12 protein-coding genes are annotated in these 12,178 nt (G+C 43.7%); 9 read left to right on the forward strand and 3 right to left on the reverse strand.

Translation table 11 applies throughout. The features are described from left to right. Window positions 1-44: 44 nt before the first annotated feature. Window positions 45-920 carry a manganese catalase family protein gene (locus QE390_RS23300; RefSeq protein WP_106638181.1) on the reverse strand — a complete coding sequence of 292 codons (876 nt, stop codon included), beginning with the start codon at window positions 918-920 and terminating at the stop codon, window positions 45-47. A gap of 525 nt (window positions 921-1,445) precedes the next feature. Here QE390_RS23300 and QE390_RS23305 point away from each other — a divergent pair. The 7 genes from QE390_RS23305 (at window position 1,446) to QE390_RS23335 (ending at window position 7,419) form a co-directional block, all read left to right on the forward strand. Beyond that, window positions 1,446-2,234: an SRPBCC family protein gene (locus tag QE390_RS23305; protein WP_307144131.1), complete on the forward strand. Its 789-nt coding sequence runs from the start codon at window positions 1,446-1,448 to the stop codon at window positions 2,232-2,234. Continuing rightward, on the forward strand, window positions 2,215-2,454 hold the full coding sequence (locus QE390_RS23310; RefSeq protein ID WP_307144132.1) for an alcohol dehydrogenase catalytic domain-containing protein: 240 nt from the start codon (window positions 2,215-2,217) through the stop codon (window positions 2,452-2,454). The genes QE390_RS23305 and QE390_RS23310 overlap by 20 nt, the downstream gene beginning before the upstream one ends. 19 nt (window positions 2,455-2,473) lie before the next feature. After that, window positions 2,474-3,388 carry a zinc-binding dehydrogenase gene (locus QE390_RS23315; protein ID WP_307144133.1) on the forward strand — a complete coding sequence of 305 codons (915 nt, stop codon included), beginning with the start codon at window positions 2,474-2,476 and terminating at the stop codon, window positions 3,386-3,388. Window positions 3,389-3,444: 56 nt separating this feature from the next. Next, window positions 3,445-3,741, forward strand: a complete 297-nt coding sequence (locus QE390_RS23320) for a hypothetical protein (protein WP_307144134.1) — start codon at window positions 3,445-3,447, stop codon at window positions 3,739-3,741. A gap of 78 nt (window positions 3,742-3,819) precedes the next feature. Then, a complete protein-coding gene (locus QE390_RS23325) occupies window positions 3,820-6,039 on the forward strand; it encodes a hypothetical protein (RefSeq protein WP_307144135.1) in 2,220 nt (739 codons plus the stop codon). A 13-nt stretch (window positions 6,040-6,052) separates the two neighbouring features. Continuing rightward, entirely contained in the window at window positions 6,053-6,790 is a 738-nt protein-coding gene (locus QE390_RS23330; protein WP_307144136.1) for an SDR family oxidoreductase, read from the forward strand. A gap of 23 nt (window positions 6,791-6,813) precedes the next feature. After that, window positions 6,814-7,419: a fasciclin domain-containing protein gene (locus tag QE390_RS23335; RefSeq protein WP_307144137.1), complete on the forward strand. Its 606-nt coding sequence runs from the start codon at window positions 6,814-6,816 to the stop codon at window positions 7,417-7,419. Window positions 7,420-7,528: 109 nt separating this feature from the next. On the opposite strand, the gene QE390_RS23340 is transcribed toward QE390_RS23335, so the two are convergent. Both QE390_RS23340 and QE390_RS23345 read right to left on the reverse strand, forming a co-directional pair. Further along, entirely contained in the window at window positions 7,529-8,662 is a 1,134-nt protein-coding gene (locus QE390_RS23340) for a hypothetical protein (RefSeq protein WP_307144138.1), read from the reverse strand. Window positions 8,663-8,817: 155 nt separating this feature from the next. Further along, a complete protein-coding gene (locus tag QE390_RS23345) occupies window positions 8,818-9,819 on the reverse strand; it encodes a glycosyltransferase family 9 protein (RefSeq protein ID WP_307144139.1) in 1,002 nt (333 codons plus the stop codon). Between the two features lie 368 nt (window positions 9,820-10,187). On the opposite strand from QE390_RS23345, the gene QE390_RS23350 reads away from it, so the two are divergent. Continuing rightward, on the forward strand, window positions 10,188-10,817 hold the full coding sequence (locus QE390_RS23350; RefSeq protein ID WP_307144140.1) for a response regulator transcription factor: 630 nt from the start codon (window positions 10,188-10,190) through the stop codon (window positions 10,815-10,817). A 186-nt stretch (window positions 10,818-11,003) separates the two neighbouring features. Next, entirely contained in the window at window positions 11,004-11,753 is a 750-nt protein-coding gene (locus QE390_RS23355) for an OBAP family protein (RefSeq protein WP_307144141.1), read from the forward strand. Window positions 11,754-12,178 lie beyond the last annotated feature (425 nt).

A 12,178-nucleotide genomic window follows, 5' to 3' on the forward strand; every position in this document is an offset into this window, starting at 1 on the left:
TTACTGCTATTCAAGCACGGCTTCTATCGCCGTTGGTAGTTAAACTAGAATAAGGTTTCTTTTACTTTTTCAATGAAGCCGTCAGGGCCAGCTGCCATCTGCTCCTGTTGAGCGTAACCTTCGGGTACGGGCGGAGCCAATTGGGGTTCCTGCCCCATAGGCTGAGCATGTTGATAGGTAAACTCGCCCTTTCCATCAATCGAAGGACCCGATGCCCAACGGGCAGCGGGAGCCTCAGGACGATTAATATCCGTTGAGATGAACGTATATGCAAACTCGTTTGGCTGACTGGTCATCGGGAACGAATTGGGAATAGGTAAGGCATTCTGCACGCCGCCGAGATCTTCCAGAACGGCCAGCCACTGGTTTTGGTGCATGGTATCACGGGCAATGAGGAAGGACAGCATATCTTTCATCCCGGCATCATCCGTTGCTTCATAAAGTCGGGTTGCTAACACCCGGCCTGTCGACTCCGCCATTACGTTGGCGTACATGTCTGCCGCCAGGTTACCACTACCCACTACCCAGGAGCCATTAAAAGGAACCCCGTTGCTATCAACCGCCATCGCCGCCAGCCCCGCAGACAGGTAATGGCGAGGGTCCATTCCCCCCATGATACCCGATAAAATGGGGCTTTCTCCTACCATCTGATCTTTTAGGTCATTCGTTGCACCTTCCAGATTCAGAGCCACTGCCGTTGCCAGCATTTCAATGTGGGCCATTTCTTCCGTACCCGTTTCCAGAAGCATGTCCTTATACTTTTGCGGACCCCGGCTGCCCCAGGATTGAAAGAGGTATTGCAGACATACCCGGATTTCTCCTTCAATGCCGCCAATAGCCTGTTGTAACAAACGAGCAAAAGCTGGATTAGGACGATCCACCCGAACCGTATACTGGAGTTTTTTGTCGTGATAAAACATAACAAGTAGTGTTATAATAAGTATGTATAAAAAATACGAACAGCATATTTTATTAAAACTATATTCCATTCGCTGGTTGGTAATGTCGTGTCTATATTTAGGAAATTATGAAGACCAATATCCCCAAATATATAGAGTAATTATTTCTATATTGTATTCTGGTTTTTATCTGGTTATATCATTTATTGAGTAAATACTTTTACTGCTGAACTCCCTAATTTTAAGGGTTATTGTATGGATAGGTTTTTTGATGATAATTCTTGTATAAATTCTTGGGTATAGAGTATTTTAATAAATAGATTACTTATTATCAGATATTTAACGGTTAATTGTGGCTGGTGGTTATTCCATCCTATAACACAGATTTTAAAGTTTGTTTTATTTATTAATGGCATAACTATTTTGAAAAATTTATTGCTACATAAATATTATTCAGTACTCTTTATTTTTCAATTAGGCTTGCAGTAATTTAAAAAATATAACGCTCTGTTATGTTTTTAAGTGAACCCTTTATTTGAATCTATTATGAATTCAATTCATGATTATTCTTTTGAAAAAGAGCGTCTGGAACCTATCATTAGAGGATCTGGTAAAGTAAACATCGGCTCTACGGAACGAATGGTTTCCGCTTTCGGTGGAGCTCTTCTTACCACGTATGCCTTTCGCAAACCTCTGAATCGCTGGGCTGTATTGGGAGCAGGGGCTTACCTGCTTTTTCGGGGCTTATCCGGGTTTTGTCCCGTGAATAAAGTCGTGGGACGAAATACCGCTGAAAGCAATCCAAAGCCATTGACCATTAAGCGAAGTTTGACCATTAATCGGCCCCGAGCGGACGTGTATGCCTACTGGCGGCAGTTAGAAAACCTACCCAGTTTTATGCAGCATCTGAGTCGGGTTACGGTCCTGGACTCGCGTCGTTCGCACTGGGAGGCACCTTTGCCGGGCGGGGTAGGGTTCATTGAATGGGATGCCGACATTACCGGCGAAACGGAGGGAGAATGGCTTCGCTGGCAATCGGTTGCAGAGGCCAGTGTAGATCACGTGGGTGAGGTATACTTTGCCGATGCACCCGGCAATCGGGGCACGGAAGTACACGTACACATTACCTACCAACCACCCGTGGGTTACGTAGGGCACGCTCTGGCGGGTTGGCTTAACCCTGCTTTTGAGCAAATGGTCAAGGAAGATATTCGTCGGTTTAAACAATTCTTTGAAACGGGAGAATTGCCTGTTAGCGAAGCTCATCCGTCCGGAAAGTCCGTGACGGGTTCACCATCTACCTATCAAACTGCCTATGAAAGCCCTCTGTTATAACGGTGTTCGGGACTTAAGAGTCGAAACGATTCCTGATCCTCAACTTATTAATCCCCACGATGCCATTGTTCGCGTCCACATGTCTTCCGTGTGCGGGTCGGACTTGCACCTCATTAATGGCTATGTCCCAACGGTAATGGCGGGGGATGTATTAGGCCACGAATTTATGGGGGAGATTGTGGAAGTAGGTCCTGAAGTAACAAAAGCTAAAGAAAGGTGATCGGGTTGTCGTCGGTTCGGTGATTGCCTGTGGTGAATGTCAGCACTGTCAGGAACAGACCTACTCTTTATGCGACAATACCAATCCGAATGCTCATCTGTTAGAGAAAATGTATGGAGATTCGGTAGCGGCCATTTTTGGGTATTCTCATGCTTTCGGCGGGTATGCTGGTAGCCATGCCGAGTACATCCGTGTGCCTTTTGCCGATCAGGGAGCCTTTTTAGTGCCGGAAGGACTTTCAGACGAATCCGTTGTTTTTTGTTCCGATGCCTTTCCTACGGGCTTCATGGCCGCTGATATGGCCGGTATAAAACCAGGCATGGTGGTGGCAGTATGGGGATGCGGCGGCGTAGGTCAAATGGCCATACAGAGTGCACGTATATTAGGGGCCGAACGCATCATTGCTATTGACGGTCACCCCGAACGACTTCGCATTGCCCAGGCTCACGCCGGAGCTACGCATTTGCTCAATTACCGGGAAGTGAATATTCAGGAAGCCCTGAAAGAGTTAACGGGCGGTCGAGGCCCTGACGTATGTATAGATGCGGTAGGAATGGAAGCCTTTGGCGAAGGACCCGGCTATTACTACGACCGCGTGAAGCAATGGGTGCGGCTGGAGAATGATCGGCCTATTGTTTTAAGGGAAGCCATCATGGCTTGCCGCAAAGGCGGAACGGTGTCCATCGTTGGTGTTTATAGTGGTTTCGTTGATAAAATTCCCATGGGAGCGGCCATGAATAAAGCACTGACTTTCAAGATGGGACAAATGCACGCTCAGAAATACATTCCCCGCTTGCTGGAATACGTACGTGACGGCAAAGTAGATCCATCGTACCTTATTACGCATCAGGTAGGACTGGAAGAAGGCCAGAAAGCCTATGACCTGTTTTACGAAAAACGCGATCACTGCATGCGGGCCGTTTTTACTCCTTAAGCTTTTGATTCATGATTGATCTCCTGTCCAGCCTTTAATCCTATCTGCTCTTTAGTATGAAACGTATCCAACGCTCAGGATCTACCTTTTTTGATGATAAAAAGATGGTAGGTTCAATCGATGATTTCGCTGAAAAGGTTCTGGAATTACTAGCCACAGCCGAAGACTTTCAAAAACCTTCCTTACCACTGGCCGAAGATACCTGGGCTGGCGTAATGCGAGACACCCAGAATGCCTATTATGCGGTTTTCGCTTCGGGGCAGGGAACACCGTATTTCACGGAAGTTCAATACCTGCCCTTTAGCGAAGCCGATGCCCCGGATCTGTGGGCAGAAATTCAAAAGTACGCTTAGAAGTCTTTGATTAGTAGCCGTTTATTTCATCGTCGTTTTGAAATAAACAAGAAGATTTCTGCTAAACCTAATAAACGTATGACAAGTACCACCGTCTCTACTACCTCCGGCGTCTCCCAGTGGGCCGCCGGTATACAAGCCGTATTCGAAAGTGAAAATCAGCAAGTGCTGGCTTTCCCTTATAGTAAGGGAAAATGGACCTATCTGGTCGATACTAATTCACTCTGGATCATTTATGCTTATCCCGAAGGCCCGCAGTTTGCCATTCGGGCCTGTTTTGATCCGCAAGGTTTTGAATCCTGTCAGATCACCGAATATACAACGGAGCGGATCTGCTTTACGATCCAGGGAAGTTTAGGGCTTTTTCAGGTAAGCTTTGCCATCATTGATCCCGAAAAAGGACTTGTACGCTACACGAATCAGCTAAAGACGCGTCAGAAATTATTTTTAAGTGCCTTACCCAGAGACCTTTATCCGCAGTCGGAGGTCGATGTGAAAATTGCTCAGAAAGGACCGGCTGTCGGGTTACTTTATTTTGATCTACCGGGGGCCGGCAGTGCCCTGTACATACAGAATTTTACCTCGTTAAATCCCTATTTTGAGTCATCGCACACCGAGCCTACTAACTGCGTGGGAGGAGAATGGCCGGAACTAGGCTTTGCCTTACCTCCTAGTCAAACCCCTTTGAAAGCCGATCAGACGTATCTGCTTTCGGATGCATTTCTGGTGATTAATCAGGCTTCGGAAGCTACACAACTGGCAAAACCGCTGGAGTTTATTGAATCCTTAGCTCTTATTTATGACCAGTTACCTAAACCCCTAACCAGTTATGTAGACTGGCCGGGTCGAGCTCAGCGAACCCTGATAAGCTTAAACCGTTCGAAGGCTTGTAAACAGATTATCAATCAACAGGTATACCTCAATGCGTACGTAGATTCGTATGAGAAGCCACCGGAAAGTATGGTTCAATTGGCCATTCTGATTCCTTTACTGGAGTACGAACAATGGAAGCAAACCACCTCTTACGCTCTATCTCAGGATTTGATGCGGAGTATACCTACGTTTTTTAAGAAAGAACTAAAGGTGCTTACCCGCTGGCTTCCCGGCGTAAAATTCAAGAAACCCGACGAAGAGCTAAGTGAGGAGGAAAAACCTGAAATCATTGATTCCTGGTATCTGTTGCATATATTAATAAACACGGGGCGATTAGCAAGTTTTGGGCATGAAGCCGCTCATTCCATTTTTTTTGAATCGTTATCTTACCTGATAAAAGCCGCTCACCATTTCAATTATGAATGGCCGGTTTTCTATTACATGAAGGATTTCTCGGTGATGAAAGCCGAAACCGAGCCGGGAGCCGGCGGTGAGCATGATGTGCCGGGTCTATACATACACGTAATGCTTCAGGCTTATGAGTTTACGAAAGAAGAAATCTACCTTGAAGAAGCAGAAAAATCGGCCCAGCGACTACTAAACTTGGAGTTCAGTCTGCTGTATCAGTCTAATAATACCATCATGAGCGGAGTAGCCCTGGCCCGGCTCTGGAAGATCACTAATAATCGAACCTATCTCGAACTGAGTTACCTCTGTGTAGCGAATATACTGGCCAAGATGTGGTTATGGGAATGTGACTTCGGGTATGGGAAAGACTATTCCATATTTATGGGGCTGTCGCCTCTGCGAGACGCCGAATATATCTCTTCTTACGAAGAAGCGGAATCGCTGGCGGCGTTAACCGCTTATGTCAAGGAAGTGCATCAGGTAGCTCCCCGCGAGTTGAATTACTTACTGGCCGAATACGGCAAATATCTTCTGCACCGGGGCCAGTTTTTTTACCCTGATCAGACTCCTCCGGCTCTGATTTGCATGCAACCGAAAGAAGGGACTACCATGCGGAACCTGAGTATTCCCATTGAAGATTTGCGGAGTGGCTGGCAACAATCAGGACAGGTAGGCCAGGAAGTGTATGGAGCAGCAATGGCTTTTGTCTTAACTAGCTACGCTTACCACTCTTTCCCGAAAGTTCCCTTTCAAATCTTTGTGGAATATCCCGTTTTCCGGGCCGATTTTCTGAGTGAATCATCCAAAGAAGGAAAAGTAACGCTGGTGATCGGTGGTAGCGACCTGGGTACTTGCAAACTTCGCCTTTTATCGCCTAAAGGAATTCTACCTTATACCCAATGCCTGGTGGGTGAAGACAAGAACGAAGTTACGCCTTGTAACGAAGATCACGCCCACACCTTTCGGGAATATGAATTACGCGGTGGAACAGAAGTAACCCTTACGTATTGGAGCTAAAAACGAATGCATTATGAACACCATCGAACCTACTTCTCTGGAAGGAAAACGCATCCTGATTACCGGCGGAACTACGGGCATTGGCCGGGCGACGGCTGTCTTATTAGCCGCTCAGGGTGCCAACGTACTCATTGTAGGACGTCATGAAAATGAACTAAAGGAAACCTTACAGGCCATTCAAGAAAGCGGCCATTCGGCCCATGGTTGCGTAGCAGACGTCAGTATGCCCCGGGCCATCGAACTTGTCTTTAAAAAAGTGGACAGCCAGCTAGGGGGGATTGATGTGCTGATTAACAATGCGGCCTTGGCGGCCAGCGGAATCATGGAGGAGGAAAACTGGCGGTATGTGATCGAAACCAACCTCATGGGTTACCTGGCTTGCAGCAGAGAAGCGATCAAACGGATGAAGGAAACAGGGGCCGGACATCTGGTTTACATAGGTTCCATGAGTGCAGATGTGCGGGAAGAAGGCAGCTCGGTTTACGTGGCTACCAAAGCTGGCATTCAGGGTTTTACGGAAAGCCTTCGAAAAGAAGTAAATCCCCTGGGTATAAAAGTAAGTCTGATTGAACCCGGAGCCGTAGCTACGCCCATGCAGCCCGCTTCCGAGGAAGAGCAAAAGCAGAAACAGCAGGAACTAGAGATGTTACACGCCGATGACATTGCCCAGGCGGTAGGGTTTGTCCTGAGTCAACCGTTACGCAGTGATATCGTTAACCTACAGATCAGACCTCACCTTCAGCTTATTTAAAAGCTGGTAAACCATGATTAGCCATGAAAACAATATTCTTATTTATCCTGGTCACTAGTGCGGGCCTGGCCTACGGGCAGCAGCATGACCAGCGAGCCAATCAAATGGCCAAGCCTGGCCCTCGTTCCATGAAGGCCACGTACGACACCACGGGTCAGTTAGGGGGACGGAAACGGGTACCCATGGATGGGAAGAAAGACATTGTTCAGAACATCAATAATTCCCATTTGTTCTATATGTTCATGTCGGCCATTCGGGGAGTGGGATTGGTACAAACGCTACAGGGACCGGGGCCTTACACGGTCTTTGCTCCTTCCGATTCTGCTTTTTATGGATCTACTCACGTTTCAAAATTACTGGAGGAAAATCAGGCCGTCGATCTGAGGAAGGTAATGTCTCTGCACATTGTTCCCGGTAAATTTACAACGCAACAACTCCGTCAGGCCATTGCAAAGGGAAATGGCGTAGCCAGATTAAAAACCATTTCCGACGAAATAGTAATGGTAGTAGAGAAAAATAAGCAACTTATTTTCACGGATAAAAAAGGAACGCAGGCGATTATTAACTTACCGGATCAAATGCAGAAAAATGGTATTATTCACGTAGTAAACGCCGTTTTATTGCCCTAAGTAGAATTACTTTAAAGGTAAGATTATTTTGATAGTAAAGCTTAATATAGACTAGAAGGGATTAACTCAAGGATTTAGTTTTTATTGAGTTAATCCCTTCTGTTTTAATTTAAGATCCACCAATGATAGACAATGGGAACTTAATGTAAATCCATTTTTTATCTTCGATAGCCAGCCTAGCATTCAATAATGTACTTAAAATTCTGACCATGTATAAGCTTAGTTTTTGACGAGAGGAAAGGTTAGCAGTGAACTCAAAAGTATCACCCATCTTACTTAGTATTTTTTCTCTATTATCAAAGGAAATTACAGATTCTGAAAACTGAATATTTAAAGTCCAGCTATTTTCTTCGATTGCGGAGGCGTAAGAAATACTCACTGACCCCTTAGGCATTTGTAATAAAATGAACTGTAAAGTTCTGTGCAAAATGGTACTTAGTTTTTCTACGTCAGTTACTGCCAGTAACGAATCGGGACCGTAGGTGTGAATAGCAAGCGTTGGCTTATTAACTTGGACTTCTGCTACTACTTCTTTAATTACCTGGGCCACATTGGTTGAAGACAGATGTAAAGGTTTCTTTCCTACATTACAAAACTCAAAGAGCTCATTTAACACAAGTTGAATTTCCTTTACATTCCGTTGTAAAACTTCATTGAAAATCTGTCGTTGAGATTCGCTGATGTCTGCGGTACCTAATAAAACGGATGCTCCACTAATGGCTCCCAAATTACCCCGCGTATCATGAATGAATGCCCGCAAAATGCCAATCTGTTCATCCGTTAAAGTCGATTGATTAAAAAAATTAGAAGAATTTTGAGTCATGGTTTCCGCACAAACCTGTAAGGTTTCTTCAATCCATTCTTCAATCAAAGTCATAACCGTTTGACGAAATTCCCAGCGTTGATTAGTTTCTTCCGAGCTTTGCGAAGAAGCGTAGGATTCTAGTTCACGCATAATGACTTTCTGTAGATGATGTAACTGACGGATAAAAGACTGGCAGGTATTGATACTCCTCTTTTCAGGCGGAATTAAACTTTTCATTACTAAAGAAGAAGTAATAGGTGCTTTCGATGGAAGCTGAGTAAGACGAGCCACTAATTCTCCCATGATGAACTGTAAATTAAAATGATTAACTAGGTGACTAAACTGAGAATCTTGCAAGCATGTTTCATGCCAGGCGTCTACAATTTCATGCTGACGGCTAATAATATACGAAAGCTGTTTTTCGAATGATGGTTGCATGGTGTAAAAGAAAAATCAATAGCCTCGATGAATTCAAAGTATTGATTTAATCCATGAGTATAGCCACTGTTACTTTTGTCAAAAAGTTGTTCCCTATAGCTACACTGAACCTGGAAGGTTTTAAGAGTAAAAGACTGTTGGAAAAAATGTAATGATTACCAGAAATTCTCCTGGTTAAGATGAAGCAGTGTACTGATTTCATGAATCACTTCCTTAATGGGTTGAGATTCTTTGAGGATGTGCACTGATTTTGAACGGGATTCATGAAACTGAAGCTGATGTCCGCGGGTGCTCAGCCAGACGCTGGGTACGTCCAGATGAACGGCGAGCTGAGCCATGTCTGTATCATCACCGATGACTAATGAGGATTGATTGATTAAATAGGCCAGGTTGCTCCAGCATAAGTTTTCCCGTAAAAAGCTGAACGTTGGAGACTCAATGTGTTGGCAAATTTCCAGAATACTGGTTTGCTTTTTCTCATTAGCAATAAAAACGAGACTATATCCATGATCAGCCAATAAGTAGGCAATCATGGTATAATAACACATAGGCCAGGTTTGCACCGCCGGATTTTCCATATGAATGCATACGAATGGGTGCTGGAAAAGTTCAGGGTACAATTGGGTAAAGGCCCGTTTATCTGATTCAGTCGAAGGAAATTGGAATCCATTGGGACTGGCCGGAATGCCCAGTGAATTCAATAGATGCGTTTGTACACACTCTTTAGCAAGAGCGGGTTTTAACGACAGTACTAAGGTATGCTTAAATGGACAAGCACTTTCCAGGGAATACCTCACTAAAAGTCTTGGATTCCAGAGTTCAAGCCACTTATCTACAGAAGGTTTGTTCGAATCAATTTGAATGATCACGTCCCATTGCTGCTGTTGCATGGCTTCTGTAAACCAGCTGAAATTCAAATGAGAATGGTTATGGTTCGCGTAGTTAGGGCAGTTGATGTATTCATTCACTACCCCTGAAAATCGCTTTACCAGTTCTTTGGAATCTTTCGAAGAAATCCAGACCAATGTTGCTTCAGGAAAACTGGATTTAAGTGATCTGAACAGTCGAATGTCGTTTGGCAGATCAGCCATGGAAGCGGTTTTGAATACCCCTATCTTCTTGGGAGTATACCCTAGAATTGAAGTAATGCTGTTCATAGCGGAGTGGTTGGATAATATCTTTTTAATAAGTCAAGAGTAGAATGGATGACGTGAAATACACCCTATTCACTTTAAAAAATAATTCAATAACATTATGAAGTTCGTGTAATAAGTATAACCGCCAGTTATTTATTTAAAAGCCCCACAATGTTATTGAATTGCAACAAAGATGGGATTTAAATTATTATATAAAAATAACGTAATGGGTCCTATTTCATCCCCCTAAATTTGGGGGGATGAAATAGGACCCATTAACCTAAAGAGTCAAAGCACTACTGAATAAAGTTAAATAAATATTAATAAATTAATTACGATGTGTACCTTTACTTAATTCTTGCTAACACTCCTAGATATACGTTCCCTTTATGACTATAGCAATTATCGATGAACACACCGTTATTGGAGAGTCATTAAAGATAATTTTATCAACCTATTATACGGATGCCCTGATTACTTATTACCTGAAAACAGCTGATTTTTTGGGGGATACGGGACGCGGTGAAGTAGATGTGATTATCCTGGATTTGTTAATGCCTGAACAGGCCGGTCTGGACTTCATGGTCGAGTACCGAAAAGAATTTGATTCTAGTAAGTTTATTATTGTCTCGGCTCTCAATGATGCGAATACGATTCGTTATGCATTGCGGTTGGGAGCCGATGCTTACGTTTCAAAAGATGAATCACTCGTGGAGATCAAACGGGCTATCGATAGTGTAATGCTTAATAGTCAATACTTAAGCACTAATATTCGAAAAAGCCTGGTAGATCATATTCTGGTAGATGAGAAAATAGTATTTCACCTGACTCCGCGAGAGCGACAAGTGTTGAACCAGGTATGCAACGGATTCACGATTAAGGAAACGGCATATCACTTAAAAATAAGTGTTCATACTGCCCAGGAACATTATAAGAATATTATGAAAAAGTTTAAAGTAAATCGGACGGTTGATTTGATTGTATTTGCCATTAAACATGGGTTATATTATGTGAATTGATAAGAATAGGTTTTAATGATGATGGTAGGTAATAAGTTATTTATCTAATTATTATCATCGTTTGTAAGCTTAGTTAGAAGTAATTATATTCTAGTTAAACCTAATTAATTAATGTACTACTTCTGATTTATTTTGACCAATAAGGAATGCTTTTTTACAGCTTTGATTAGAAAAAATAATAAGCTTATGAAATTCATCCTGCCTGGTTTATTTATTATTGCTACGGTTTTTTCCTGCGGCGGAAAAAATACATCTTCTAACGTAGAATCTCCTGGTAAAGAAAAAACAGGAAAAGATAAAGCTCTGGAAATAGGAGCTGATTTATTACAGGATAAAAAACCGTTGAAAGCATTGAATATGTATCTAAATGGCTTTCATTTTTACAATGGTAATATGAAAGGCCAGATGGAAGCTCATCATTACTGCCATCAGGTAAATGATGAATTAATTCAGTGCATTATTTATGATGGTAACGATGCCGATGCTAAAATTATGGGTATTGAATACATCGTTTCTGAACGGATTTTTAAATCTCTGCCTCAGGAAGAGCGTAAGCTCTGGCATAGTCATCGCTATGAAGTTAAGTCGGGAAGTCTGATAGCACCGGGCATTCCTCAGGCAGCCGAGCATGAGCTGATGGAGAAACTCGTGACTACTTACGGAAAGACTTTCCATACTTGGCACACCGACAAAGATCTGGTATTGCCCATGGGACATCCGATGGTAATGATGGGCTTCACAGAAGAAGGGCAACTGGAAGACAGCCTGCTAACCCAGAGGGATCAACGTTTTGGCATTTCAACTGCCGAAAAGAAACAAAACCGAGAGGATATTCCTGTTTCGCCCATTTTGCCCGGGGCCGATGCCTGGAAAAAAAATCAGATCAAGCAGTTAACCATTACTGATGACTACAAAGGTGTATTATCTCATCACTAGTCTTAGAAGACGGCAGTAACACTGAGCGTCGCGGACGAGCAGTTGGAATTACCCTGGAGCGAGATCCCATCTCGTTTCTGCGATAACGGCAGGTTCCTACTTGCCGTTATTCTCATAGCGAAGGGCCTTATTACTCTCACAATCGCTCGGCTCTGGCCGGTAGGCGGCGAATTGATAACTGGTCCCGGTACTTCTTTCCTTAACAAAAAGACACTTTCTACCATCGGCCAGAGGCCTTCCCGACTAGATCGTCACTCGGCTAGAGCCGAGCGACTGCGGAACAATAAGGCCCTTCAATGGTAGAGACGCAACTTCATCGCGTCTGGCCAGGAGATGGAAATAAGCTGAAGGTAACAAAGCCACAGGACTAGCTTTACTCTTTTGTCATGCAGGGCAAAGCGAAAAACCTTACTTCGCATTGGATA

It is taken from the genome of Siphonobacter sp. SORGH_AS_1065 (genome assembly GCF_030818595.1).
Classification (GTDB): domain Bacteria; phylum Bacteroidota; class Bacteroidia; order Cytophagales; family Spirosomataceae; genus Siphonobacter.

Excerpts from the sequence above, each read along its gene's own strand:
- QE390_RS23330 (WP_307144136.1), top strand. The coding sequence starts at position 6,053 with ATGAACACCATCGAACCTACTTCTCTGGAAGGAAAACGCATCCTGATT.
- QE390_RS23300 (WP_106638181.1), bottom strand. The coding sequence starts at position 920 with ATGTTTTATCACGACAAAAAACTCCAGTATACGGTTCGGGTGGATCGT.
- QE390_RS23350 (WP_307144140.1), top strand. The coding sequence starts at position 10,188 with ATGACTATAGCAATTATCGATGAACACACCGTTATTGGAGAGTCATTA.
- QE390_RS23310 (WP_307144132.1), top strand. The coding sequence starts at position 2,215 with ATGAAAGCCCTCTGTTATAACGGTGTTCGGGACTTAAGAGTCGAAACG.
- QE390_RS23355 (WP_307144141.1), top strand. The coding sequence starts at position 11,004 with ATGAAATTCATCCTGCCTGGTTTATTTATTATTGCTACGGTTTTTTCC.
- QE390_RS23305 (WP_307144131.1), top strand. The coding sequence starts at position 1,446 with ATGAATTCAATTCATGATTATTCTTTTGAAAAAGAGCGTCTGGAACCT.
- QE390_RS23325 (WP_307144135.1), top strand. The coding sequence starts at position 3,820 with ATGACAAGTACCACCGTCTCTACTACCTCCGGCGTCTCCCAGTGGGCC.
- QE390_RS23340 (WP_307144138.1), bottom strand. The coding sequence starts at position 8,662 with ATGCAACCATCATTCGAAAAACAGCTTTCGTATATTATTAGCCGTCAG.
- QE390_RS23345 (WP_307144139.1), bottom strand. The coding sequence starts at position 9,819 with ATGAACAGCATTACTTCAATTCTAGGGTATACTCCCAAGAAGATAGGG.
- QE390_RS23320 (WP_307144134.1), top strand. The coding sequence starts at position 3,445 with ATGAAACGTATCCAACGCTCAGGATCTACCTTTTTTGATGATAAAAAG.
- QE390_RS23335 (WP_307144137.1), top strand. The coding sequence starts at position 6,814 with ATGAAAACAATATTCTTATTTATCCTGGTCACTAGTGCGGGCCTGGCC.